Source organism: Paraburkholderia sartisoli (genome assembly GCF_900107685.1).
GTDB classification, from domain to species: Bacteria; Pseudomonadota; Gammaproteobacteria; order Burkholderiales; family Burkholderiaceae; genus Paraburkholderia; species Paraburkholderia sartisoli.
On record NZ_FNRQ01000003.1, the window covers coordinates 420,823 to 443,870 of the forward strand.

Genomic DNA, 23,048 nt, shown 5'->3' on the forward strand with positions numbered 1-23,048 from the left:
TACGGATACTGTGCAACCCTCCCCGGCATACCGGGGAGCCCTGCCTTTGAAACGCGGTATCCGCGAAGCGTCAGCCGCTGCGCGCCAATCCCTTACGCCGCGCGCAGCGGCAGGTTCTTCACACCGGCCTTGCGATTCGGCGCCATGCCGTTTGCCACGAGCGTTTCGTCGACCGTTTCGTACTGCTCGCCGATGCGGTAGATATCGCGCGCTTCCTTGCCGGAAGCAATCTCGCGGCCCAGTTCGCGCGCGACGCGCACGCATTGTTCGATCTGCTGCACCGACGTCATCCTGTTGCCGTGCTGGTCGATGATCGTGTCCTCGATGCCGCAGCGAGGATGCAGGCCCATGGTCATCGCCATCATGTTGAACGGCAACACGTTCTTGAGCAGCGACTCGGCCGTGAGCGTGCAGCCGTCCGGCGCACGGTGAACGAAGTTGAAGAAGTTGAACGGGTTCGGGCCGTCGAAGCCCCCGCCTATACCGATCCACGTCAGATTGAGCGGACCTTTGTAGGCGCCCTTGCGTACGAGACGATCGAGGGTCTCGAGCGCGTGGATGCCCGTGAGCTGGAAGTGCGGCTGGATGCGCGAGGCCTGCAGGCGGCGCAGGTGCTCCTCGACCCATGCCGGGCCGGCGGGAACCGTCATTTCGCTATAAGCCGCCATGAGCGCGGGATTGGATAGCGAGGTGCCTTCCAGGTACGCCGGATAGAGCAGCTCCATGATGTTCATCTGCGTGGTGTTGATCGCCACCGTCACCTGATCGGGTTTCGGATCGAGATCGGCCAGCATGTGACGCGTGTCGTCGGACAGCCACTTCGCGGCCTGGCCGTCGTCTTCCGGCGCGAACGAGATCGAGCCGCCGACCTGGATGATCATGTCCGGCACGGCCGCGCGCACACCCGCAATGAGTTCGTTGAATTTCGACAGGCGCTTGGAGCCCTTGCCATCCAGTTCACGCACGTGCAGATGCAGGACGGTCGCGCCGGCGTTGTAGCAATCGACGGCCTTCTGGATCTGCGCCTCCATCGTCACCGGAATGTCTTCTGGAAAGTCTTCGGGCATCCATTCCGGGCCGTACGGAGCGGTCGTGATGACAACCTTGTCCTGGTTCTCGGGGTGCAGCGAATCGTCGAGGAATTGCATTGTGTTCTCCAATAGGGGGACGGTATTCCGACTCCCGTGACACGGCTGGCCGCATCAAGACTGGTCGGAACATCGTGAACCGTTGAGATCGCACGATACGGCAATCCTGCGTTACACTTTTGTGATTAAGCGCCATCTTTTTAGTATTTCATGCCACCGCGCGTTAACACCGATATGTACGCGCGGCAGGCATTTCATTACCAGACAAGGCGACGCCGCCTGCGAGACAGGTGCGGAGACACAGCGATGGAAACAATGTTGCGCTCGGTAGCCATGAGCGGCTATTTCGATGTGACGCGGCGGGTCGGACTGAACCCGGTCGAGCTTGCACAGCAGGTGGGGATCGATACCGCTGCGCTTGCAAATCCGGACGATCGCATTCCGGCACCCGCCGCGTGCCGGCTGCTGGAACTTACGGCCGAAAAGGCGTCATGCCCGACTTTCGCGCTGCAGATGGCCGAGACCCGGCAGAAGTTCGGTACGGGTGTGGTCAATGTCCTGCTCGCGCACAAGCGCACGCTGCGCGAGGTGTTGCTGGCCACGGCCCAATACCGGCATCTGTTGAACGAAGCCCTGGCTGTGTACGTCGAGGACATGGGTGAAACGGTTACCATCCGCGAAGAACTGGTCGTCGAGCCGGGTACCCCGACGAATCAGGCGATTGAACTCGCGGTCGGTGTCCTCTGGCGCCACTCCAGTGCCCTGCTTGGCGATCACTGGAAACCACGCTCGGTCCATTTCGTTCATCAAGGACCGAAAGACCTGACGTTTCATCGACGGTTCTTCGGCTGCCCGCTGGAGTTCGGCAGCGATTTCAACGGCTTCGTGTGTGCGGCCGCCGATCTCGACTATCCGAATCCTGCCGCTGACCCGGAACTGGTGCGATATGCCGAGAGCCTCGCGGATTCACTCAATGCGACGGGTGTCGATTCGACCGCGCTGGAAGTGCGCAAGGCAATCTACCTGTTGCTGCCCATCGAGCAGGCTACCGTCGAACGGGTTGCCGCCCATTTACGTCTGAGCGTTCGCACCATGCAGCGCCAGCTTGGGCTGACACATACCAGCTTCTCGCGCCTGGTCGAGGAAGTCAGGGGAGAACTTGCCGTGCGCTATATGAGCAACCCGGGCTATCCGATCGGGCGGGTTTCCGCATTGCTGGGCTATTCACAGCAGGGTTCCTTCACGAACTGGTTTAGTTCACGCTTCGGCGTGACGCCGCGTGACTGGCGCAACAGCCATCTGAAATGATGGCGCCGCGCACCCGGCCCAAGGCAACACTGGGCAGGCGGCGGCGTGTTTTCATCCCTGCATTTGTCACTTTGCGTCGCCGCCACACCTGACTGACATGAACTGGGTCTCGGGCCTCACAGGCGCTCGAACACCGCGGCGATACCCTGGCCACCGCCGACGCACATCGTCACGAGCGCATAGCGGCCGCCGATGCGTTGCAACTCGTAGACCGCTTTCGTGGCGAGGAAAGCGCCTGAGCAACCGATCGGATGACCCAGCGCGATCGCGCCGCCGTTCGGGTTGGTCCTGTCCATGTCGAATTCAAGCGCACGCGCCACCGCGATGGCCTGCGCCGCGAACGCTTCGTTGCTCTCGATCACGTCGATCTGGTCAAGCGTAACGCCGCCTTTCTTAAGCGCCAGCTTCGTGGCGGAGATCGGGCCTTCGCCCATGATTTCATTGGACACCCCTGTCACCGCGCTGGAGACCAGCCGCGCGAGCGGCCTGTGGCCGGCGGCAGCCGCCACCGCCGCGTCGGCCAGCACGAAAAAGGCTGCGCCATCATTGATACCTGACGCGTTGCCCGCGGTCACCGAGCCATCCTTCCTGAACGCCGGCTTCATCCTGGCCAGTGTCTCCATCGTCGTGCCCGGCTTCACGTGTTCGTCAGTGTCGAATATCACGTCACCCTTTTTCGTCTGTTTGACGATGGGGACAATCTGCGACCTGAAGCGCCCTTCGGCGATCGCCCGCGCCGCCCTGCGATGCGACTCCACCGCCAGCGCATCCTGCTCCTCGCGCGTAATGCCCCATCTGGCAACCAGGTTCTCAGCCGTGACACCCATGTGGCCCACACCGAACGGATCGGTCAACGTGGCGACCATGGTGTCGATCATTCTGGTGTCGCCCATGCGTGCGCCGCTACGCATTGCGGTGGATAGATAGCCGCCGCGGCTCATCACCTCGACCCCACCGCCCACGCCATAGTCGCAATCACCGAGCAGGATGTTCTGCGCTGTCGTCACGATGGCCTGCAGGCCTGACGAACAAAGACGATTCACCGACATCGCCACCGAATCCATAGGGAGCCCCGCCTGGATGGCCGCCACGCGCGCCACGTAAGCGAAGCGGGCCTCGGTGGGAATCGTGTTGCCAACGGTCACGTAATTGATCGTCGCCGGGTCAACACCGGAGCGCGTGACCGCTTCCTTCATTACGGTGCCGGCCAGTTCTGCCGGTTCAATGTCGGCGAGGGATCCTCCGAAAGTTCCGATCGCCGACCGGGCCGCCCCCAATACCACGACATCACGCCTGCTCATGATTGCTCTCCTTGCGGTTGAATGCTACAAGCTGGCCCGTGGACTGATCAAAATGTTGCACCTCCGGGGTCACCCCGGACAGCCTCTGACACCCAACGCGCCGGGCGACCGGGCCTCAATGCTTGCGGCGTCGTGCCAGACCATGAACAAGGAATCACGCCCGATCACGCAGCGCGGCGTGCTTCCGGATACCTGGCGATTCCCGACCTGCCGTCGCTCCGGCGCATGGCCGAGGGCGCGAGCGTGATGTCATGGGAAGAACGACGCGATGCTTCAGGAGCCGCGTCCAGATTTCCGCCACGCGCAATTCGTCCCCGGCCGCCGCGCCCAGGTTGACGTTGCCGGGCGCGGCGCCGGTCGTGCAACTGACTGGCTCGACGCGGATCGAGTTGCCCAAAGACGTTGCGCAGACCAACGCGGTGCCGCTTTGAGACGTTCAATCACGAAGGCTGTCTCCGGTTGTCCCAGGCCAGTCGATGCTTCGCAGTGTGGGTACGACGGGTTCCTCCCGCTTGACAATACATGACTGGGACTTATCATTTTGTGCCAGTCTTCTATTCCATTCTCCGATGTCGTCACTTGTCCGCGCTGCGAGCCTCACCAACTACAGCAAGGTCGCCCGGGCAGCCGGACTGGATCCGGTGCGGATGCTCTTTGACGCGGGGTTGAGTCCGGGCGTACTGCGCGAGCCGGACCTCATGATTCCGGCCGAGCGTGTCGGACAATTACTCCAGGCGTCCGCCGCCATGTCAGGCAACGAGAGTTTCGGACTGTGCATGGCCGAGTCGCGCCTCTTGTCCAACCTTGGGGCAGTAGGATTGCTGATTCGCGACCAGGCGACGCTGCGCGACTCGCTCGACATGCTGATGCGCTACCAGGCCTTGCTCAACGGCGCGCTGTCGCTGGCGGTCGAGGAATGCGGCGAACTGGTCATCATTCGCGAGGCGATCATTTCCGGCAATGCGCATCAGCCCACACGCCAAAGGGTTGAACTGGCGCTAGGTGTCATGGTGCGGTTGATACGCCAGCTCTTCAAGGCCGACTGGCAGCCGCGGCGCGTATGCTTCGAACACCCGGCGCCGCGCGATACCAGTACGCACCAGCGGTTTTTTGGCCGTTGCGTCGAGTTCGGCTATGACTTCAACTGCATCATCTGCGCGAAGGCCGATCTCGATGCACGCAACCCGTCAGCCGATCCGGCGATGGCGCGCTACGCGCAGCGGTTGCTGGACGCGTCCGTAACGTCGCAGCAGGCGACCATGCTTGAGGACGTGCGGCGCACGATCCTGCTGCTGTTACCCAGCGGGCGCTGCGGCATCGAACAGGTGTCCGGGCACCTGGGCGTGGTGTGCCGCACGGTCCAGCGCCGGCTGGCTGAGGAGGGCCAGAGCTTCTCGTCGATCATGAACGACATCCGCAAGGAACTCGCCACGCGTCATGTCATGGAAAGCGATCGTCCGTTAACCGAGGTGGCGACGCTACTCGGTTTTTCCGCGCCAAGCGCATTCTCGCGCTGGTATCACGCGGAATTCGGTTGCAGCGCGAGGGAGAGCCGGGCCACACGTGGAACAGAGCGTCCCTGGACGGCACATCCCTAGACGAGAAGTGCATCACGCTTTACGCGCCGCGCGCGCCAGACCGCGGGGCCGGTGCCGAACCGGGTCTCTAACGCATCGTACGGTGCGTCGCCTGGCGCTTCGCGAGTCCGCCGTATGACAACGCTATGGCGGTGAACCCCCGCACGCAGGGCGAATGCTCGCGAGCACGATATGCCACCGCGAGTTCGACCTGGTCTTCGAAATCGCTTAAAGGTTTGAACACCACGCCGGGCTGGGCGAATCCGCGGATGGATTGCGGCACGAGGGCTACGCCGTAGCCCGCCGACGCCATGCTTACTGCCGTCATGAAATCGTTGACCCGATACTCCGGTTGCGCGTCGAAACCACCGATGCGGCCGAGTCTGGCGAGATCTTCCGCGAAGCCGGCCGTCTCGTTGAACTGCGGCGCAATGAACGGCAAGCCCCGCAACTGGGAAGCCTTCACGGCTCTCACGCGCGTGAGTGGACTATCCGCCGGCAAGGCAATCAGCAAGCGTTCGCGCTGCACGACTTTGGCCGTGACCCCGTCGGGATAATGCGCGCGGGGCCGGATAAAACCGACATCGATGGTCCCGTCCGACAAGCGTTCCAGTTGCGTCGGCGTTTCCATCGCCACGACGTGCATGCGGACGTCCGGACTCGCCACCCTGAATGTCCTGAGCGTATCGGGCAGCAACCCGGTCGTAACGGCCGAGCCGATATAGCCGAGCGCGACGTGACCTGCTTCTCCTCTTGCCGCCAGACGCCCGATGCGGTCGGCGCGCTCCAGTTGTCTCAGTGCGGCCCTGGCCTCAACCAGAAAAACATCGCCTGCATCGGTTAGCGTGATCGCCGCGCGTTTGTTGCGGTTGAGCAACCGCACGCCGAGATCGGTTTCGAGCTTCTTGATCTGCTGGCTGAGCACCGATTGTGCGATGTCGAGCCGGTCAGCTGATCGGGCGAAGTGCAAATCTTCGGCCAATGCGACGAATAGCTTGAGTTGCCGGCTATCGATCATTTTTAATCTCGATTTACGAATAAAAACACAGTTTAAACGTATTTAATGAATCACAGATAAGGAGTCAAATAGCCCCACTCTCTTCCCAAGGGCACCTTCATGAGCTCCGTCACCGCATTACCGATGGCCGCGCCAGTCGATTCGCAACTGAAGTTTTCGGTCGGGCGTCATCCGCATCACGAACGCCTGCGTCATGTCACGGTGCAACGTGACGCGTTGCAGAAATTCTTCTCTTCAGTCAAGGACATCGACCTCCAGAACCTCGAATACGTACCGTTCATGCGCTTCATGGTCGCGCACGCACTCGAGCGCGCGGTCGGCGACGGTTTCGCCTCCGCACTTCGACAACTCGTGCAGGACCGGTCCACCGGCGGATTCACGCTGGGCGTCCAGGACGCGAGCGCCGACCCTCGCGACTTCGTCCGGTTCGGAACCGCAGTCGGGTACCTGCTTGGACCGGCGAATCACGACGCGATGTCCGGCACGTATTACGCGCGCTTCCTCGTGAAGGACACGGACGACAGCGACTCCTATCTGCGCCAGGCATACCGCCTGTTCACGCTGCACACAGACGGAACCTTTGTCGACGAGCCGACCGAATGGCTGCTCATGATGAAGTTCGCGGAAGAGAACGCGGCCGGAGGCGAGTCGCGCTTCATGCATGTCGACGACTGGAGCGAGCGCGACACCTTCCTCGACGATCCACTCGGCACCCGGCCATTTCTCTACAAGGCGCCCGGTTCGAAGAACGTCGACGCGCAGGTCGAACGCCCTGTGTTCTTCCAGAGCGAGTATGGTCTGGCGATGTCGTTCATCGACCAGTTCGTGCAGCCCCGTTCATCAGCCGAAGCGGTTTATCTGCACGACTTGTCGGCGTCGATGGAAGCGTCGTCCGCAACGCGCGAAGTACCGCTTCCCGTGGGCGACCTCGTGGTCCTCAACAACTATTTCTGGCTGCACGGCCGGGCGCCGTTCCAGAAGCATCCGGCGCTTCATCGTGAACTGATGCGCCAGCGCGGAGTGTTCGCAAAATGACGACCGTCCAGCATCACCGCGGCTATGACGCGGATGTTCTTGTCGTGGGCGGTGGCATCGTCGGCGTCTCGACGGCCATGCAACTGATCGAACGTCATCCGGGCCTGAGCGTGCTGCTGCTCGAGAAGGAGGCCTCGCTCGCGGCTCACCAGTCCAGCCACAACAGCGGCGTGATCCACGCCGGCGTGTATTACGCGCCGGGAAGCCTCAAGGCCGGGTTTTGCAGGCAAGGCGCCGCCGCAACCTATGAATTCGCCCGGCGCCATGACGTGCCGGTCGAGCAATGCGGCAAGCTGATCGTCGCGACCCAGGACATCGAAGTCGAAAGACTGAATGCGCTCTACGCACGTTGCCAGCAGAACCAGCTCGAACCGCAGATGCTCGGCGAGGCGGCGTTGAGGGAGCTCGAGCCGCGCATCACGGGCCGTGCGGCGATCCGCGTGGCCGCGAGCGGCATCGCGGACTATGCGGCCATGACCACGACGATGGCCCGGCTCGCACAGGAGCGAGGCGCGCAGATTCTGTTGAACCAGCGCGTAGACGCGCTCCATGAAGACGAAAACGGCGTGACCGCCGAGACGTCGGGCGACCGCTTCCGGGCAAGGCACGCCATCGTCTGCGCAGGGCTGATGGCGGATCGTCTCGCAAAGATGTGCAATGTCGATCTCGACTTTCGGATCGTGCCGTTTCGCGGTGAATACTACCGGTTGCCGGCAGCAAAGAACGACATCGTGAAGCACCTGATCTATCCAGTGCCGGATCCCGCGCTGCCTTTTCTCGGCGTACACCTGACCCGTATGATCGGAGGATATGTGACGGTAGGTCCAAACGCCGTGCTGGCGCTGGCGCGCGAGGGTTATCGCTGGCGCGACGCAAGTCTTAAGGATCTCGCCGGCATGGCGGCGTTCCCGGGCTTCTGGAAGATGCTCGGAAAGCATGGCGCATCGGGACTCATCGAGATGCGCAACTCGCTGTGGAAACGGGGCTATCTCGAACTGTGTCGCCGATATTGTCCAGAGCTCGTGCTGTCCGACCTCGAGCCCTACCCGTCCGGCGTACGCGCGCAGGCCGTGATGGCGGACGGCAGCATGGTGCATGACTTCCTGATCCGTTCGTCGCAGCGCAGCCTGCACGTGTGCAACGCCCCTTCTCCGGCTGCGACCTCCGCGTTGCCGATCGGCGCCTGTCTCGTCGACGAGTTCGACAAGCGTTTCAACCTTGCTCCCCTGACCCGCCCGTACCCGACAGGCGAGGCACACGGTCCGACGACCGGCGGTTCAACGCGGATGCCTGGAACGAGAATGTCTGATACAGCCTTCTGAAGCAGATCTGCCTGATCAACTCGCGCCTGCTCAACGACAGGGTCGAAACCGCGGGCGTCGGCGCGAAGGAAAAACACGAGCTGCGTTTTTTCGCACGTCAGTTCATCGACTCGATGGGCCCGGTCAACGTCGCCGCCACCGAGCCCGAGGCGATGAAAACCGCGCTTCAGACGCGGGGCGAGAGCGTGTGCGTGCCGGTTTCGTCAATCTGCTCGAAGACCAGATGCGCGGCCAGGTCACGGTCACCGATAAAACTGCCTTCGAAGCTGGCCGCAACGTGGCCCTGTCAAAAGGCTCGGTGGTGTTCGAGAACGAGCTGCGGCGAGGCGCAATCCGTGCCCGACGTGAGCCGACATATCGCGGATGTGATCAATCCGACGTCGAAGAACAATCGCAATTTCCCGGCCGACGGCGCGCCCCGCGATGACCCACAGGCGAGGCCATCATCGCAAAGCCTCGTCCTTGCTCGTCCGCCCATGCCGCTTCAACGGAAGCATTCAACGCGAGGATATTGGCCTGAAAACGATGCCCTCGATGATGCCAACAATATTGGCGATCCTGTCCGAACTGGCGTCGATGCCTTCCATGGTTTCCACCACGCGCAACACCGCGGTGCCGCCCTGCTCTGCCAGCTGGGCGGCCTGCGCCGCGAGCGCGGTTGGCCCGACTCGCATTGTCGGCGTTCCGGGTGACGGTAGCGGTCAATTGCTCCTGCATGCGCCTCATTGAAAACAGCAGGCTGGAGCGGTCTTCACTACGACAGTCAGATCGTTGCTAGCAATCTGGCTGGCAATCCCGGCAACACAAGACGGTTCTCTGCCAGGTGAGCGGAGGATGCCGCGGTTGAGCCGCATCACGACAGCCGATAAAGCACCGGCCAATGCCACCAGAATCCCGGGGTTCGCCACGCCGGCAGCACGTTCAGCCGCGTCGCGCTTCCGAGAGGTGACACCACCGGCCAATGAGGTACACCGTGAAGGGCAGAACTGCCGCGAGCGGAAGCCACCGCAGCGCGCCTTGAAGACCAACCGAGTCCGCTATCACGCCGGTGAAAAAGGGACCCGCTGCGAGGCCCAATATATTGTTGAACAGCGTCAGTGTGGCAAATGCCGAGCCATGGATCGCAGGCGGTGTGGCCCCGGCAATAATCGCGCTGCACGTGCCGAACGAACTGGCAAGGAAAAACACCGCGGGCGCGAGGATCAGGAGTTGCAGGTTGCCCGGTGGCAGGCGGAACGCGACTGCCAGCAGGATGCCCAGCACGAGACAATAACCAATCGCCATATTCCATCTCTTAAGTGACGAGTCCCCGCTGATCCGGTCGGTCATCACACCGCACAGGAGTTGGCCCATGCCGCTGACAAGGACAAGGCCCGCCGCCACCACGGCAGCCTTGCTGACAGGCATGTCCCAGTAGCGGTTCAGGTAGCTGGGCAGCCACACGAAAAGCGTGCCCTGAATGAAAATCTGCAGGGCGCTGCCGAGGTACGCACAAAAGACGGAACGGGACGGGAACAGGCCGGAGAAAAGCGCTCGTGGCGTCAGTTTCACGCGCCCATAAACTGCAGTTCGGTTCGTATTGTCCGGATGCGCACGCGCGAGCCTTTTTTCCGTGACGACGAAGAAATAAATGATCACCAGCACAAAACCGAAGATCGCCATCAGACCCATAGACCAGCGCCAGCCAAAGTGGGTCGCGATGATGCCGGAAAGCGAAACACCGAGCACGGACCCAAAGGCGGCGGCAGACGTAAAGCCGCCGGCAATGGTAGAGCGCAGATGCTTTGGAAAGATGCTCATGAGCATCGCGAGTCCGACGCTTCCGTAGGCAGCTTCGCCAACACCAACGAAGATGCGCGCGAGGAACATCTCGTGGTAGCTGCTGGCAATCGCGCATCCGAGCGTGGCCAGACTCCACAGCGCAGCCATCAGTGCAATGCTTTTGACGCGTCCCCAACGGTCCGCGATTATGGAAAACGGGAGAGTCAGCACCCCGACCGCCAACGGCACCACGCCGCTAATCGAACCGAGCTGTGTGTCGGACATCTGCCACTGCACTTTCAAGATTGGAAACAAGGCATTGAGCGCCTGCCGCGACATGTAGTCGGACAGCAAGAGGCAAAACATCAATGCAAATACCACCCACGCGTAGGCCCGGGCGCCACTGGTAGCCGCGGCCGACTCGGGCGGCACCACGTTACTTGTATAAAGATTCAATTTTGTCTCCTCCGATGATTCACTAAATTCATATTGAATCGTGCCGCCTGATGTCGCCGGGTCCGGTGAAACAAGACCTTTACGACAGGACCGGCAGTGGTTTCTGCTGGCCGTGAGCATCGCCGGACGCATTCTTTGTGTCGCCGTGCGCGCACTGGGTTTCGATGCCTGTTTCAAGCGTCTTGATGACTTGTGTGATGACGTTGAACTTCGCGCGTTTTGCTCCTCGATCAGAATCAGGTGTTCACCGGCAAGCCGATGCCTGGAGAAGGAGCCGTACATCGGCTCCGATAGTCACATGCACCGCGTGGGAGATTCCGGCGATGGATCGCGCACGGAACGAAGGCGCCTGTCAGCATGAACAACCTCCGTATAAGTGTTGCATCAAAGCCTTCCTTGCGACTCCAAAGCCTCAGCCGACGGACATTTACTTCAGCATATCACCGAGAATTATTTTTGGCGACATTAATCATAAGCCGTATGCAAACACTGCGCCTCAGCGCAGAGACGAATTGTTCCGAAGTGGCGTAAACCCGAAGTGAACCCAGGATTCGTCATGTCAAGGGCACGACGAAACGATCCTCGACAAGGATTTCTCACACCGGATCGAGCCGGTGCGGCGCAAGTGCAACTGGCGCGCGTGAACTGATCAAGGGGATCGGCGTGGTGAACTCGCGTACGCGAATCCGCTGATGCGGGAGCACTGGATCATCGACTACCGCATCCAGGATCCAGACCGCGACGGCAAGACAAAACGGGGCCACGCGCGATCTGATGCGGCTCATCGAATCGCTGAAGAAGAACGACTATTGCCCGCCATGCGCCAATCAGCAAGTGGGCAACCCGGGCGCAAGCTCTTCGCACCGGCGCGTAGCAAACAACCGCGGTGCGGGTATGCAGTGTCTGATCCTGGATGAACGTACCCAGCGTCGAAGAATGGATGCACGAGCGGAAAGCAGAGCCGGTTCCGTCGACATGACATAGGGACTCGTCCCTATGCAGGGAACGTCCCAATCAATTCGCACGACATCGCGGCCACGACAGACGGCCCGCCGGCCATGGAAGACTCGCCGCGTCATTGCAGAAGATGGAACCCCGCACAATCAGGATTCAGCCGTCCCAGGCGCGCAGGGGGCGACTCACTCAGAGGCGGCCGCGACTTCGGGCTGCGCCGCTTTCGGGACACGTGCGCGCCGGCTGCCTGCCGGTTTTGCAACGATTGCGCGTATGGCGGCATCCCTGGCGTCGTCCAGGCGCGAGGCGGCAAGGGAAAGCAGTAGTTTGTTGTCCCGCTTGATCGCGGCCTTCTGCAGCGCACGCCAGACCTTTAAAGATGTGCGAACCGATTGAGGCGTAGCCACAAATCCTAGCCGGACATACCGCAGGGTTCGCAACGAGATGGAATGCAGGACATCAACCAGAAGCCGGTTGCGGCACAGATCGACTGTGGTGAAATTCAGGAGAAAGCTTTCCACGGCATAGGCGTCTACGGACTCCTCGGCTGCCTTCACCAGCCTGGGCATATGAGCGGTCAGTAACGCCTCGAGTTCGGACGGATTTTCGCGCGCCACCTGCTCCAGCATCGTGACATAAAGCACGCTGCGCACGCGGAAAATGTCCCGAAGCTCATTCTCGTCGGGCGCCGTAACGATCGCCCCGCGCCTGGCCTGAAACTCGACCAGGCGGTCCCGCTCCAGTATACGCATCGCTTCGCGCACGGGCGCGCGGCTGACGTGCAGCACCTCGCTGATATCTTTCTCCAGCAAGCGTTGCCCCGACTTCACCAGGTCAAGCGTAATGACCCCGGCCAGCCGGGCAGCAATCTGCTCGGCAATCGGCACCGACGCATACGCCCAGTCCTGCCCGCGCAGCACCGCCCGCTCGACGGCCAGCATCAGTGAATTCTTGGGCGTAAGGAGCGAGGAAAGATCGGGAAGGTTTTGCGTTTTATTTCGGGCCATGGCGTATAGCGCAATTAATTTTCGTCGAATTTAATCCTGTGATTATTATAGTCTCCAGCATTGTAATGTCGACAAAAATTCAACCTCGCTTTGTGAGGACTCGACGCCGCCCCGGATATTCGTCGCGCCGCAAGAACTTCTGCGCCTCAACTGGCGATCTGCACGGATTTCGGCGTGTCGTGACGACTCATTGAACGCAAGCAACACGTGTTCATTCGCCACAACGGGTACCTGACCGGAGCGGACAATGCCGCAGACAAAACCAGACCGCGACCGCCGGCCCGCGCCCGAACACATCGAACCGCACGAACCGCGCGAGTACACGCAAGCTGTCAGTATGGCTTGTCGCCTTCGATTCCTGCCCGCTCCATCTTGCGCGGAGCCGGCCAATAATCCATTACCGCGTAGTGCTGCGTTGGCCGGTTATCCCAGACTGCAATACTGTTCGGCTTCCACCGGAAACGAACCTGATACTCAGGAATCGATGCCTGGCTTTGCAGATAATTCAGCAGAAGACTCGCGCCTGGCGTCTTGTCCAAACCATGACGCACATTTTCAACTGTATGGTAGTTGGCGAAATGTGTCGTGAAACTGCTGACGTATAGAATCTTTTCGCCAGTCTCCGGGTGCGTCCGCACGACAGGGTGCTCCACCTCCGGATTCTGCGCCGCCAGTTTTCTTCGCTCTTCCGGATCCATTGCCGCACCGAACGAGTGCTCAATACTGCTTTTTGCTCTCAATCCTTCGATACGCTTCTTGATGTCTTCTGGCAGTTGCTTATAAGCCTCGACCATGTTGACCCAGATGGTGTCTCCCCCCACCTCTGGACACTCGACGCAGCGCAGCACGGCGCCCATAGAGGGGTTCGACCGCCAAAGCCCGTCACTATGGTAGTTGTTCTCGTAAGGGTTTTTAGCTTCCGATCGATAGATCTGCACGAGGCCCGGGTGTTCCGGATCGCTTCCCGCAACTGGATGATCTTCCAGTTTCCCGAAACGGCGCGCAAAGGTGACATGTTCTTCCCGAGAGATATCCTGATCTCGAAAAAAGAGGACCCTGTGCTTAAGCAACAGCGCCTTGATTTCTGCGAACAGCGATGCATCTCGAGACGCTTCCCCCAAGCTCACACCAGACACCTCGGCACCAATGCAAGCGGTCAGTCTTTCTACTTTAATCATGAGCGATATCTCCTTGTCTCTGGCAGGAATTTCGCCAATTCACCACGGCCGCCGCGTGACGCCGCAGCTTTACGAAACCGTGGAATATTGTTGCCCTGCATCTGTACAAGCAAGATAGCAGATCGCTCAATTTATGTCGACATTAATCTTATTGGCGACAACCCTCGCTGCCCTCGACATACGATGGCTGGTCTGACTGGCCGTGCGCCGCTTCCCCGCCTGCCCGCACAGTACGAAATCGGGTGCTGCGGGCGCAGTTGCACGCCCGGCTTGAGCTTCACGATCAACAGGGTTGCGCATCACCCAGGTTGCGAGACGCCAACGCACATCTCTAACCCGGCAGGCTGATGGATCATCGTGACGCTTTCCGCTGGAGCAGTCATGGTGCGCGCCTGGCGAGCGCACTGATCAACCGAAGCAGTTCCAGCGCCCGCGCCGCAGCGCGAGAACCGTCTGGCAAATCTCCCCGGACATAAAGGGGGCGAAGCTCCTCGATTTCCGTCAGTGCACCAAGCAGTTCGCCTTCCGCGAGGGAATACTTGCGCAGCATGCTAACGATCAGCATCGAGTTGTGGATGATGTCCTCGTTGTCCGAAGTGACACCACGGCGATGCAGCGCGTAGTTCGCCCAGTGTGTCCCCGCCAGCATCGCCGCCTCAATTTTCATTTCCCAGTCATCTTCGCCGAGACACTTCAGCGACGTCTCGATGTTCCCGGCTTTGAGCCGGTGACTCCCGGTTTTCATATTCGGTACCTCTCAACGCCTGTTCGAATATCTGTATGACTTGTGTAAAGGCCTGCTCACATTCGTCGACGATAGCCTGTGTTGGAACGCGATCTCCGCGAATGCATGGATCCCGATGATGCTCGATGGTATGCAACGCGTGTTCGAGTTGCCGGATAGCCTGGGGTACCTCTCCCTCGATTTCCGGCCAGCCGACATGGCTCACATCGCCCAGTCCGCGCAACTCGCGCGCGTAACTACCATCCGGCTGCTTCACAACATGCACACCAGGAATGGTTGAAAAAACAGGATCGTCGCGCGTCAGACCAATGAGATGAAGCGTTGCGTTGAACACGTTGGTACTCGCGGTCAACGTGGTCCAGAACCACAATTCGAAGTCAGCTAGCGGGTCGAAGCGCTTTCGAAGCACAGCCATGCGGCGCACCTTGTCGATATGAGAGATGATCTTCATGACAGGTTCCTCCCTGCGTGATCGGTCGTCGCCCAGTCGACGATCGATCACGTCCGCCGGACGCGAGACTCTGCCGGCGATCGCGTCGACGTCGGGATACGAGACGTTCGCTGAAAGGATCGCGCCCGGTTTGCCGATGTGAATCAGGTTCAGCTCCAGCGAGCAAGCCTGTCAATTCGGACTGAACCGGGGCGCGCGCCGCACTACTGGCCAAACGGCTTCCGCACCGTGAGCCTGCTGGTCACCGACGTCACACCCGCGACGCCCTTCGCGACCCCGGCGACGGTGTCGATCTGCGACGCGTCCGGGACCGTCCCGCTGATCGTCACCGCGCCGCCTTTCGCGGTGATACCGATGTCGCCCGCGTCGATCTCCTTGTGCTTCGCGAGCGCCGCGTACACCTTGCGCCGCAGCGCGCGATTCGCCTGCCGCGCCGCTTTGGCCGTCAGGCCGCCGGACACGCTGGCCGCCGTACCGGCCGATGCCCCCGCAGACGCGCCGCCCTGCGCCCACGCGCCGATCGATACCGCTGCAACCGCAACGCCGAGAACCACCCTGAGTCCATTCATCGTTTTCATCGTTGTGCTCCGTTTCGATTTCGATTCATCAGAAGTGGTGACGCAGACCGATCATCGCGGCCGTGGTCGACACGCCCGGCGCGACAGGCTGGCCGTACATGATCGTCTGGTTCATGGTTCCCCGGTTCGCGACGTACCCGAGCTGCGCGGAGACTATCGTGCTCTTCGACAGACTGTATTCCGCACCCACCGCGTATTCACTCGAATGGTTCGCCGAGTTGTTGCGGTCCTTCAGGTAGTAAAAGCCGGACGTGATCCTGAAGAACGGATTGAACTGATAGCCGAGCCCTCCCGAAATCATCTCGTAGTCCGCGAGGCTCGTGTTCGACGGATTCTTGCCGATCCCGTACGACGCCGACACCGATATGCCGCGAAAGGTGTACTTCGCGCCGAAATAATAGAAGCGGTTGTTGTCGAGCCCGGTCGGCGCGGCCGCCGCAAGGTTCGTGTCGTGCGCGTTGTAGTAAACCGCGGACAGGTTGAGGCCATAGTTCGAATATTTGAGCACCGCCGATTCGCGCGTGCCGCCCTGGATCTGACCCGGCACGCCGCCCGGCGCGTATTCGAGCGCGACCGACGCGCCATAAAACTTCGGCGTCTGGTAGACAAGCGCGTTGCTGTCGTACAACGCGCCGATCGGCACGTTCGTGTTCGTGCCGGGCCAGCCGGCGACCTGGTTCACTCCGAGCCATGCGCCCAGGATACTGCCGAAGTACTGCGCCGCGCGGACGTCGGTATCGGCCATCGCATAGATCATCGGCGTGTACTGCCGCCCGGCGTCGAACGTGCCGAACGGTCCCGCGATGCCGACCGTCGTCTGCTGGTTGAACACCGCGGTAGTGCCCGTCGTGTCGGGCAGCCCGACCTTGCCGTTGCTGCTGTTGAACACCCCCTGCAGCCTGAAGTTGACCTTGTATCCGCCGCCGATGTCCTCGGTCCCCTTGATTCCCCAGAAGCTCCCGTAGAGGCTGCCGTCCTTGACGCCGAACACGTGCCCGTTGTTGCGGGCGGTCGGTCCGAACGACGACGCCGACGTGCGCTGATAGATAAGGCCCGAATCGATCGCGCCGTACAACGTGACCGACGACTGCGCATGCGCCGCCCCGGCAAATGCCGCAAGTACCACCACACCGCTCCACCTCAGTTTCATTGACGTCTCCTCTGCCTTTTTATGATGACCGGGCGAGCCCGGCCGGATGCCTGCCTGTTACGGGATGGCGCGGGTCGTCGATCCCCGCTATCGCCTCAATCAGCACATGTGCCAATAACGACAACGCCTCAATACCGATGGTTTTTCGCTTCATGGTGTCTCCTTGTCGCACCTGTCAATCCGGCTGGATGCGATGCGTGACTTGACGGCCACCAGACGGTTCAACGGCCTTCCCTGCGACGACCTCGTTTGCCCGTCGGACACTTCAATTTCCATCATCCTCCTAAAATTTTGATGTCGACATTAATACTTATACTGAGTCGAGCTGGCAGAACGGTATGCAACTTCGCGGCAAACGACGATATCCGGAAGCTCAGAATCGCGCCGACGCCGTCAATAAGCGCCCACTACATTGGCGGCAAGTCCGCGTTTACGTTTATGTCGACATTAATATTTCATGGAGGTACACTGCTGGTTACGGCGGCGGTCTCGCACTGTCGCGGCCGATGCGAAGTCAATGAACGGAGGGAGTCCAATGCTGCCGACACTGCCGATTGCGAAGACATGGGTGAACAAGACCCATGTCGCCCGACGGATTGCGGCGCGGCTTGCTTCAGTGTTTGTTCCCGCGGGCCATCTCGCTCCTTTGGCTCACGAAGCGCTTTGCTATGGGTGCATGGCCGGCATCGCGGCGCCGATCCACCATGGCATCGCGCCATGGGATCGTGGCCATGACAGCCGGGAGCCCGAAGTGAACGACGAATCCGCCGCTACGCCCGAACTACACAATTCCGGTGGAAAGCGATGACTGGACTAATGATGGCGCGCGAGGCACGAACGCATACGAATGCCATGACGACGAGTGGCGACGGCGTTTCTGCGAGAAAGACGATGTTCGATCCCGGGTCAGTTGCCATGCGCAGGTACGGCGAGTTTGCGCGGGAGCCGTCCACCTGCTGGTTCATGCGCAGCCCGCGATAGTTGCCGGTCAGCGGACCACTGTCATGAAAAGCCAGGTTCAAGGCCTGCAATGTAAAACAGGAAGTGGCGCCAGGCGAGATGATTCATCTCCTTGTCCCGGACACCTGGATGTCAACCGCTTTAAGGAGACTTGCATGTACTTCATCGACGACTCTTTGCGGCCTGAAAACCAGCAGCATCCGATCATTCAGGCCGTGCCCTGCGGACCGCAATGGCTGCCCGGCGATACGGACGATGTGCCGGTGACGATGGTCTCTCATCAGGTGCAAAAGGCAGTGGGCTGCCACAACGCGGGCGCCACCGTTTTGCACGTGCAGATGCGTGAAGCCGATGGCAAGGGCGCGAGGCGCATGTTCAACGAAATGCTGGATCGCCTGCGCACCGCCATGCCCAGGAGGGTGCTGCAAACAGGGTTCTAAAGCTTTCTCATCCAGTCCGACATTCTCAATATCCACGTTTCAACCCGGAGATCCACCATCATGAACTTCCTTGACGGCCACCTGTATCCCGAGAACCAGCAGCCCCTGATCATCACGGCCGCTCCCTATGCGCCGGGCTGGATTCCCTCGGATTTTCCGGAAGATATCCCCATCACAATGGAAGAGCAGATCCAGAAGGCGGTGGATTGCTACGAAGCCGGTGCCACCGTGCTGCATCTGCATGTTCGCGAACCCGATGGCAAGGGCAGCAAGCGCCTGTCCATGTTCAATGAGCTGATCGCCGGAGTGCGCGCCCGCGTGCCGGAAATGGTCATCCAAGTGGGCGGCTCCATCAGCTTCGCGCCTGAATCCGAGGGCCAGGCCGCCCAATGGCTTAGCGATGACACGCGGCATATGCTGGCCGAACTCGATCCGAAGCCCGACCAGGTGACTGTCACCGTCAACACCACGCAGATGAACGTGACGGAGCATGCCGGCATAGATGACTTCAAGGGCGTTTCGCGGGGGTTCCCGAACCTCTATGCGACCTACAAGGACATGATCGTGCCCTCGAATCCCAGCTGGGCCGAAGAGCACATCCGGCGCCTGACAGCCGCCGGAATCCAAAGCGAGTTTCAGTGCTACAACATCAACAGCTTTGAAACGATTGAGCGGATGATTCGCCGCGGCGTCTACAAGGGGCCACTGGTGATGAACTGGGTGGCTATCAGCGGCGGCATGGATCAGGCGAACATCTACAACCTGGCCAACTTCCTGCGTGCCGCTCCCGACGGCGCGGTGGTCACGGTGGAGAGCTCGGTGCTAAATGTGCTCCCCGTGAACATGATAGGCATTGCCCTGGGCCTGCACGTGCGCTGCGGCATCGAGGATGTGCTCTGGAATCAGACCCGCACGGGCAAGATGAGCTCCGTCGAGCAGATCAAGCAGCTGGTGCGTATCTCCGGCGAATTCGGTCGCCCCATAGCGACAGCGAAACAGGCACGAGAGATCATGAAGATTGGAGTCTTCTACGACACGGCGGAAGAGACGCTTCAGGCCAATGGCTTCGCGCCCAATCGTAACGGTGGCAACCAGGGATTCCTGCGCAAGCCGACCTGAGGTCTCCGGGGGAATCGACATCATATGTCGTATGGAGTCGCCCGGCATTTTCTGGAGATGGACTCAAGCTGAATTTGAAGTTCCCCCACGTCGACCCGCGTTTTTGGGTGAGACCAGGGGTGAAGCAAACGCTGGCGAGCCGCGGGCAAACCGCGGCAGTCGACACATAACAGCAATCAACTTGCATGGGATCGGAGCAGGCACTAAAGCGCTCACTCCGATCGACAGGAGGCAACATGGCAAAAGTCGTTAAATTCCACGAAACCGGCGGCCCCGAGGTTCTTCGTTTTGAGGACGTCGACGTTGGAGAACCGGGACCGGGAGAGGTGCTCGTGCGCCACGTGGCAGTGGGCCTTAACTTTGCCGACACCTACTTCCGCGGAGGTACCTACACGGTTCCGCTTCCTAGCGGCCTCGGCAACGAGGCCGCCGGCGTGGTCGAGGCCATCGGTGCCGGCGTGACCCATCTGGCAGTCGGCGACCGTGTGACCTACACGGGCTTCGTCAACACACTGGGCGCCTACAGCACGGAGCGGCTGATTTCCGCCGCACTGCTGATCAGGCTGCCGGAGGCCATCAGCTGCGAGACCGCGGCGGCCATGACGATGCGGGGCTTGTCCGCCGCCTACCTGGTGCGCCGGATCTACCCTTTCAAGGCGGGCGACGCAGTGCTGCTTCATGCCGCGGCAGGCGGTGTTGGCTTGATCGTTTCGCAGTGGGCCAAATTGCTCGGGCTGACGGTGATTGGCACGGTTTCGACCGACGCCAAAGCTGAAGTAGCGCGCGCCCACGGCTGCGATCACACGATCAACTACAGTCATGAGGACGTGGCGAAGCGTGTGCGCGAGCTGACCGGCGGAGTGGGCGTGTCGGTGGTCTTCGATAGCGTGGGCAAGGCCACCTTCATGTCCTCGCTGGACTCCCTCAAGCGCCGCGGCCTGATGGTCTGCGTCGGCACGGCCTCCGGCACGATCCCGCCGTTCGATCCGCAAATTCTGGCCCGCAAGGGTTCGCTGTACCTGACCCGTCCGGGCCTGGCCGACTACATCGCCGATCCGGTCGAAAAGGCGGAACTGGTCGATGAGCTATTTGGCCATGTGGCCGCGGGTCGCATCAGCATCGAGATCAATCAGCGGTATGCCTTGCAGGACGCAGTGCAGGCACATCGGGACCTGGAGGCTCGAAAAACCACCGGTTCCTCCGTTTTCGTGATTTGAATGTTCCACGTCCTCGAAAACGCGAGCCATCTGGCTGGTTTGGACGGCAAAAAGCAACCCGGCGATCCGGCACGTCGGTTCGGGTCGTCGAGGACCCGCTGCCGGTAGCCGTGGGAGTAACGGCCCTGGGCGTTGCCGGGCCGCGCCGCCTTGATGGAGTGCGCGACCCGCCCAACCCCAATTGATATTTTCACGGACCCTGGCCAATGACATCTTCTTCGCCACCGACCATATTGATCGTTCCCGGCCTGCGGGATCACGTCGAGGATCACTGGCAAACGATTCTTGCACGCAAACTGCCCAATACGCGTGTGGTGCCGCCGCTGGAACACGACAAGCTTGACTGCGCGGCCAGGATCGCGGCGCTCGATCGGGCACTCGCCAGCATCACCGGCCCTGTGGTACTTGTGTCGCACAGTGCCGGGGTGATGACAACCGTGCATTGGGCACAACATCACCAGCGTGAAATCAAGGGTGCGCTGCTCGCGGCGCCGCCGGATTTCGAATCGCCGCTGCCGGACGGCTATCCGACGATGGATGTCTTGCGCCAGCACGGCTGGCTGTCTACGCCACGAACGCGGCTACCGTTCCCGAGCATCGTGGCGGCCAGCACGAATGATCCCCTCGCGCGGATCGAACAGGTCACGCAACTGGCGAACGCCTGGGGCAGCCGTCTGGTTGACGTCGGCGCTGTCGGCCATCTCAACCCTGCCTCGGGGTTCGGTGAGTGGCCACGTGCCGTGGAATTCGTGAACGAACTCAGTTGAGGCGCCAGCGTCGCCAGTCAGGCCCTTGCGCGCCCTGGCGGTTCCGCGGCAGTCGCGGCGAGAAGGGCGCAGTTGCAGCAAGCGGGGTGCCCAGCCGGCATAACGTTCTCCTTCGATCATATCCAGTTGCTTCCGAACAGCACAAAAAAAAGGCGCCACGTAACCGTGACGCCTTGAAAAGTTCTAGCCATTCCGAGGGCCGTGCTAGAACCTGAGAGACGGGATCCGAAATGCGAGCGTTCCCATCCGGCTCTGCCCAAACCCTTAAGCTCCAGCCTGAACCCGCACCCTGTGCCGTTCAGCCACGCGACGAAAAGATTCAAAACAAAGATGAGTACTTCGTCTTTCGAAATGAAATTCCATTTTTTATGTTTATGCTGACCAAGTCAAGCAAAAACTATCCCACACGTGCGCGTCCATTCCGCACCTTCCGATACAATGAATCTTCACATGAAAATCGCTGGATACGCCATCTGAAAGGCCTTTCCAGCGATTTTTTCTATCCGGATGGCCGGCCTGCAAAAGCGATTAATCTGAAATAAAGTTCCATAAAAACGATGAACAAGCGACAAACGTCTATCGGCAACGCTGATCCCCTTCAGGAAAAAGAAGGTTCCGGCGACGAAGTGACAGCACTGGCGCGTGGCCTGACAGTCCTCCGGCGGATCGCCGCCGCCGATGCGCCGCTCAGCAACCGCGAGCTCACCGAACTCACCGGCATTCCGAAGCCGACCGTCTCGCGCATCACGGCCACGCTCGTCGGCGCGGGTTACCTGTTTCGCCTGCCGGACAGCGAGCGCTTCGTGCTGACCTCCTCGGTGCTCGAACTGAGCAACGGTTTTCTGCGCAACTTCGATATCCGCTCCCGCTCACGGCCCTTCCTGATCGAGCTGGCCGAGCGCACCGCGCTTTCGGTGCATCTCGCCGTGCGCGACCGGCTCGACATGGTCGTGATCGACGCGATCCGGCCGCGCTCGGCGGTGCTCGTGTCGCGCCTCGAGGTGGGTTCGCGGATGGACATGTGCCGCACGGCCGTCGGCCGCGCGTATCTCGCCGCGCTCAGCGAACCGGAACGCGAGAGACTGCTCACCGGCGTGCAGACCGCGACCGGCGACGACTGGGGTCATCTGGGCAACCGGCTGCACACCGCGCTGCAGGAAACCGCGTTCCGGGGCTACGCGATCGCCGTGGGCGAATGGCACGAAGGACTGAACGCGATCGCGGCCGGCTTCGTCGGGCCGTCGGGCGAGCGCTACGCGGTCAACTGCGGGGGTGCGGCGTACCAGTGCCCGCGCGAATGGCTGATGGAGCGCGCGGCACCCGCCCTGCTCGAATGCATCGAGAAAATCGTCCACGAAGTGGGCGGCACGCCTGGCCGCCGGCTCGACACCTGAGCCACGTGGAGCGCGTCGAACCCTGGGTGCGGACTCCGCGCTCCCACCTTGCACTTCTGTAACCAGGGTAATCAAACGAAAGATACGCCGCTGGACTGTAACAAGGGACGGGACGTAGCATCATGCTTTCGGACGCGGTAGCCCGCGCCGCCGCCCGGCCCGGCCATGGCCGGCCCATCGCGGACGCGTCGCGCGCTGCCCGGTGTCGCGCTCTCATGGTCA

Annotated in this window: 26 protein-coding genes and 1 pseudogene; 14 read left to right on the forward strand and 13 right to left on the reverse strand. The window is 61.1% G+C overall.

Translation table 11 applies throughout. From position 1 onward, the window contains the following. Positions 1-92: 92 nt before the first annotated feature. A complete protein-coding gene (locus BLV45_RS13220; RefSeq protein WP_090533608.1) occupies positions 93-1,148 on the reverse strand; it encodes a BKACE family enzyme in 1,056 nt (351 codons plus the stop codon). A 246-nt stretch (positions 1,149-1,394) separates the two neighbouring features. On the opposite strand from BLV45_RS13220, the gene BLV45_RS13225 reads away from it, so the two are divergent. Further along, on the forward strand, positions 1,395-2,396 hold the full coding sequence (locus tag BLV45_RS13225; protein ID WP_090533610.1) for an AraC family transcriptional regulator: 1,002 nt from the start codon (positions 1,395-1,397) through the stop codon (positions 2,394-2,396). A gap of 116 nt (positions 2,397-2,512) precedes the next feature. Here the strand turns inward: BLV45_RS13225 and BLV45_RS13230 are convergent, their stop codons facing one another. Further along, on the reverse strand, positions 2,513-3,697 hold the full coding sequence (locus tag BLV45_RS13230; protein WP_090533612.1) for an acetyl-CoA C-acyltransferase family protein: 1,185 nt from the start codon (positions 3,695-3,697) through the stop codon (positions 2,513-2,515). A 251-nt stretch (positions 3,698-3,948) separates the two neighbouring features. Between BLV45_RS13230 and BLV45_RS27040 the strand changes: the two genes are divergently transcribed. Together BLV45_RS27040 and BLV45_RS13235 are read left to right on the forward strand one after the other, a co-directional pair. After that, the gene (locus tag BLV45_RS27040) at positions 3,949-4,128 is read left to right on the forward strand and encodes a hypothetical protein (RefSeq protein WP_143130419.1); all 180 of its coding nucleotides are present in this window, start codon (positions 3,949-3,951) and stop codon (positions 4,126-4,128) included. Between the two features lie 138 nt (positions 4,129-4,266). Further along, entirely contained in the window at positions 4,267-5,295 is a 1,029-nt protein-coding gene (locus tag BLV45_RS13235; protein ID WP_090533613.1) for an AraC family transcriptional regulator, read from the forward strand. Between the two features lie 67 nt (positions 5,296-5,362). Here the strand turns inward: BLV45_RS13235 and BLV45_RS13240 are convergent, their stop codons facing one another. Further along, positions 5,363-6,292, reverse strand: a complete 930-nt coding sequence (locus BLV45_RS13240) for a LysR substrate-binding domain-containing protein (protein WP_090533616.1) — start codon at positions 6,290-6,292, stop codon at positions 5,363-5,365. 99 nt (positions 6,293-6,391) lie between these two features. Between BLV45_RS13240 and glaH the strand changes: the two genes are divergently transcribed. The 4 genes and pseudogenes from glaH to BLV45_RS28070 all read left to right on the forward strand — a co-directional run bounded on the left by glaH (position 6,392) and on the right by BLV45_RS28070 (position 9,076). After that, positions 6,392-7,327 carry a glutarate dioxygenase GlaH gene (gene glaH, locus BLV45_RS13245; protein WP_245753221.1) on the forward strand — a complete coding sequence of 312 codons (936 nt, stop codon included), beginning with the start codon at positions 6,392-6,394 and terminating at the stop codon, positions 7,325-7,327. Continuing rightward, the gene (lhgO, locus tag BLV45_RS13250) at positions 7,324-8,649 is read left to right on the forward strand and encodes an L-2-hydroxyglutarate oxidase (RefSeq protein WP_245753223.1); all 1,326 of its coding nucleotides are present in this window, start codon (positions 7,324-7,326) and stop codon (positions 8,647-8,649) included. Before glaH ends, lhgO begins: the two co-directional genes overlap by 4 nt. A gap of 26 nt (positions 8,650-8,675) precedes the next feature. Then, positions 8,676-8,762: pseudogene (locus BLV45_RS28065) on the forward strand (hypothetical protein); the annotation flags it as partial. Between the two features lie 74 nt (positions 8,763-8,836). Then, positions 8,837-9,076 carry a hypothetical protein gene (locus BLV45_RS28070; RefSeq protein ID WP_281246311.1) on the forward strand — a complete coding sequence of 80 codons (240 nt, stop codon included), beginning with the start codon at positions 8,837-8,839 and terminating at the stop codon, positions 9,074-9,076. Here the strand turns inward: BLV45_RS28070 and BLV45_RS28235 are convergent. The 10 genes from BLV45_RS28235 to BLV45_RS28075 form a co-directional block, all read right to left on the reverse strand. Further along, positions 9,019-9,150, reverse strand: coding sequence for a hypothetical protein (locus BLV45_RS28235; protein ID WP_407671005.1), 132 nt, complete (start codon positions 9,148-9,150; stop codon positions 9,019-9,021). The genes BLV45_RS28070 and BLV45_RS28235 overlap by 58 nt on opposite strands. Next, positions 9,147-9,323 carry a hypothetical protein gene (locus tag BLV45_RS27860; RefSeq protein WP_245753225.1) on the reverse strand — a complete coding sequence of 59 codons (177 nt, stop codon included), beginning with the start codon at positions 9,321-9,323 and terminating at the stop codon, positions 9,147-9,149. Before BLV45_RS27860 ends, BLV45_RS28235 begins: the two co-directional genes overlap by 4 nt. A 247-nt stretch (positions 9,324-9,570) precedes the next feature. Next, the gene (locus tag BLV45_RS13265; RefSeq protein WP_218133541.1) at positions 9,571-10,866 is read right to left on the reverse strand and encodes an MFS transporter; all 1,296 of its coding nucleotides are present in this window, start codon (positions 10,864-10,866) and stop codon (positions 9,571-9,573) included. Between the two features lie 1,139 nt (positions 10,867-12,005). Then, on the reverse strand, positions 12,006-12,827 hold the full coding sequence (locus BLV45_RS13270; RefSeq protein ID WP_090533622.1) for a GntR family transcriptional regulator: 822 nt from the start codon (positions 12,825-12,827) through the stop codon (positions 12,006-12,008). Positions 12,828-13,159: 332 nt separating this feature from the next. Further along, positions 13,160-14,005, reverse strand: a complete 846-nt coding sequence (locus BLV45_RS13275; RefSeq protein WP_407671006.1) for a TauD/TfdA dioxygenase family protein — start codon at positions 14,003-14,005, stop codon at positions 13,160-13,162. Between the two features lie 379 nt (positions 14,006-14,384). Then, positions 14,385-14,672, reverse strand: a complete 288-nt coding sequence (locus BLV45_RS13280; protein WP_245753227.1) for a hypothetical protein — start codon at positions 14,670-14,672, stop codon at positions 14,385-14,387. A 7-nt stretch (positions 14,673-14,679) separates the two neighbouring features. Beyond that, complete coding sequence (locus BLV45_RS13285) at positions 14,680-15,201, reverse strand: hypothetical protein (protein ID WP_176954157.1); 522 nt, start codon at positions 15,199-15,201, stop codon at positions 14,680-14,682. 203 nt (positions 15,202-15,404) lie between these two features. Then, on the reverse strand, positions 15,405-15,779 hold the full coding sequence (locus BLV45_RS13290) for a BON domain-containing protein (protein ID WP_090533625.1): 375 nt from the start codon (positions 15,777-15,779) through the stop codon (positions 15,405-15,407). 28 nt (positions 15,780-15,807) lie between these two features. Continuing rightward, positions 15,808-16,929: a porin gene (locus tag BLV45_RS13295; protein ID WP_090533627.1), complete on the reverse strand. Its 1,122-nt coding sequence runs from the start codon at positions 16,927-16,929 to the stop codon at positions 15,808-15,810. A gap of 19 nt (positions 16,930-16,948) precedes the next feature. After that, positions 16,949-17,083 (reverse strand): hypothetical protein, encoded by a 135-nt coding sequence (locus BLV45_RS28075; RefSeq protein WP_281246312.1) that lies wholly within the window; start codon positions 17,081-17,083, stop codon positions 16,949-16,951. Between the two features lie 381 nt (positions 17,084-17,464). On the opposite strand from BLV45_RS28075, the gene BLV45_RS27045 reads away from it, so the two are divergent. The 7 genes from BLV45_RS27045 to BLV45_RS13320 all read left to right on the forward strand — a co-directional run bounded on the left by BLV45_RS27045 (position 17,465) and on the right by BLV45_RS13320 (position 22,826). Beyond that, positions 17,465-17,737, forward strand: a complete 273-nt coding sequence (locus BLV45_RS27045; protein WP_143130420.1) for a hypothetical protein — start codon at positions 17,465-17,467, stop codon at positions 17,735-17,737. Positions 17,738-18,044: 307 nt separating this feature from the next. Next, entirely contained in the window at positions 18,045-18,329 is a 285-nt protein-coding gene (locus BLV45_RS13300) for a 3-keto-5-aminohexanoate cleavage protein (protein WP_143130421.1), read from the forward strand. Between the two features lie 60 nt (positions 18,330-18,389). Continuing rightward, the gene (locus tag BLV45_RS13305; protein WP_090533629.1) at positions 18,390-19,448 is read left to right on the forward strand and encodes a BKACE family enzyme; all 1,059 of its coding nucleotides are present in this window, start codon (positions 18,390-18,392) and stop codon (positions 19,446-19,448) included. 236 nt (positions 19,449-19,684) lie between these two features. After that, positions 19,685-20,665 (forward strand): quinone oxidoreductase family protein, encoded by a 981-nt coding sequence (locus BLV45_RS13310; RefSeq protein WP_090533631.1) that lies wholly within the window; start codon positions 19,685-19,687, stop codon positions 20,663-20,665. A gap of 206 nt (positions 20,666-20,871) precedes the next feature. Further along, positions 20,872-21,432, forward strand: a complete 561-nt coding sequence (locus BLV45_RS13315; RefSeq protein WP_090533633.1) for an RBBP9/YdeN family alpha/beta hydrolase — start codon at positions 20,872-20,874, stop codon at positions 21,430-21,432. A 230-nt stretch (positions 21,433-21,662) separates the two neighbouring features. Then, entirely contained in the window at positions 21,663-21,974 is a 312-nt protein-coding gene (locus tag BLV45_RS27050; RefSeq protein ID WP_143130422.1) for a hypothetical protein, read from the forward strand. Positions 21,975-21,989: 15 nt separating this feature from the next. Continuing rightward, positions 21,990-22,826, forward strand: a complete 837-nt coding sequence (locus BLV45_RS13320; protein WP_090533635.1) for an IclR family transcriptional regulator — start codon at positions 21,990-21,992, stop codon at positions 22,824-22,826. Positions 22,827-23,048: the final 222 nt, after the last annotated feature.

Excerpts from the sequence above, each read along its gene's own strand:
- BLV45_RS13300 (WP_143130421.1), top strand. The coding sequence starts at position 18,045 with ATGTACTTCATCGACGACTCTTTGCGGCCTGAAAACCAGCAGCATCCG.
- BLV45_RS13315 (WP_090533633.1), top strand. The coding sequence starts at position 20,872 with ATGACATCTTCTTCGCCACCGACCATATTGATCGTTCCCGGCCTGCGG.
- BLV45_RS13235 (WP_090533613.1), top strand. The coding sequence starts at position 4,267 with ATGTCGTCACTTGTCCGCGCTGCGAGCCTCACCAACTACAGCAAGGTC.
- BLV45_RS13275 (WP_407671006.1), bottom strand. The coding sequence starts at position 14,005 with ATGATTAAAGTAGAAAGACTGACCGCTTGCATTGGTGCCGAGGTGTCT.
- BLV45_RS13230 (WP_090533612.1), bottom strand. The coding sequence starts at position 3,697 with ATGAGCAGGCGTGATGTCGTGGTATTGGGGGCGGCCCGGTCGGCGATC.
- BLV45_RS13290 (WP_090533625.1), bottom strand. The coding sequence starts at position 15,779 with ATGAAAACGATGAATGGACTCAGGGTGGTTCTCGGCGTTGCGGTTGCA.
- glaH (WP_245753221.1), top strand. The coding sequence starts at position 6,392 with ATGAGCTCCGTCACCGCATTACCGATGGCCGCGCCAGTCGATTCGCAA.
- BLV45_RS13280 (WP_245753227.1), bottom strand. The coding sequence starts at position 14,672 with ATGAAAATTGAGGCGGCGATGCTGGCGGGGACACACTGGGCGAACTAC.
- BLV45_RS13225 (WP_090533610.1), top strand. The coding sequence starts at position 1,395 with ATGGAAACAATGTTGCGCTCGGTAGCCATGAGCGGCTATTTCGATGTG.
- BLV45_RS13270 (WP_090533622.1), bottom strand. The coding sequence starts at position 12,827 with ATGGCCCGAAATAAAACGCAAAACCTTCCCGATCTTTCCTCGCTCCTT.
- BLV45_RS27045 (WP_143130420.1), top strand. The coding sequence starts at position 17,465 with ATGCTGCCGACACTGCCGATTGCGAAGACATGGGTGAACAAGACCCAT.
- lhgO (WP_245753223.1), top strand. The coding sequence starts at position 7,324 with ATGACGACCGTCCAGCATCACCGCGGCTATGACGCGGATGTTCTTGTC.
- BLV45_RS13285 (WP_176954157.1), bottom strand. The coding sequence starts at position 15,201 with ATGAAGATCATCTCTCATATCGACAAGGTGCGCCGCATGGCTGTGCTT.
- BLV45_RS13305 (WP_090533629.1), top strand. The coding sequence starts at position 18,390 with ATGAACTTCCTTGACGGCCACCTGTATCCCGAGAACCAGCAGCCCCTG.
- BLV45_RS13220 (WP_090533608.1), bottom strand. The coding sequence starts at position 1,148 with ATGCAATTCCTCGACGATTCGCTGCACCCCGAGAACCAGGACAAGGTT.
- BLV45_RS13295 (WP_090533627.1), bottom strand. The coding sequence starts at position 16,929 with ATGAAACTGAGGTGGAGCGGTGTGGTGGTACTTGCGGCATTTGCCGGG.
- BLV45_RS27040 (WP_143130419.1), top strand. The coding sequence starts at position 3,949 with ATGGGAAGAACGACGCGATGCTTCAGGAGCCGCGTCCAGATTTCCGCC.
- BLV45_RS27860 (WP_245753225.1), bottom strand. The coding sequence starts at position 9,323 with ATGCGAGTCGGGCCAACCGCGCTCGCGGCGCAGGCCGCCCAGCTGGCA.
- BLV45_RS28075 (WP_281246312.1), bottom strand. The coding sequence starts at position 17,083 with ATGAAGCGAAAAACCATCGGTATTGAGGCGTTGTCGTTATTGGCACAT.
- BLV45_RS13310 (WP_090533631.1), top strand. The coding sequence starts at position 19,685 with ATGGCAAAAGTCGTTAAATTCCACGAAACCGGCGGCCCCGAGGTTCTT.
- BLV45_RS27050 (WP_143130422.1), top strand. The coding sequence starts at position 21,663 with ATGCGAGCGTTCCCATCCGGCTCTGCCCAAACCCTTAAGCTCCAGCCT.
- BLV45_RS13240 (WP_090533616.1), bottom strand. The coding sequence starts at position 6,292 with ATGATCGATAGCCGGCAACTCAAGCTATTCGTCGCATTGGCCGAAGAT.
- BLV45_RS13320 (WP_090533635.1), top strand. The coding sequence starts at position 21,990 with ATGAACAAGCGACAAACGTCTATCGGCAACGCTGATCCCCTTCAGGAA.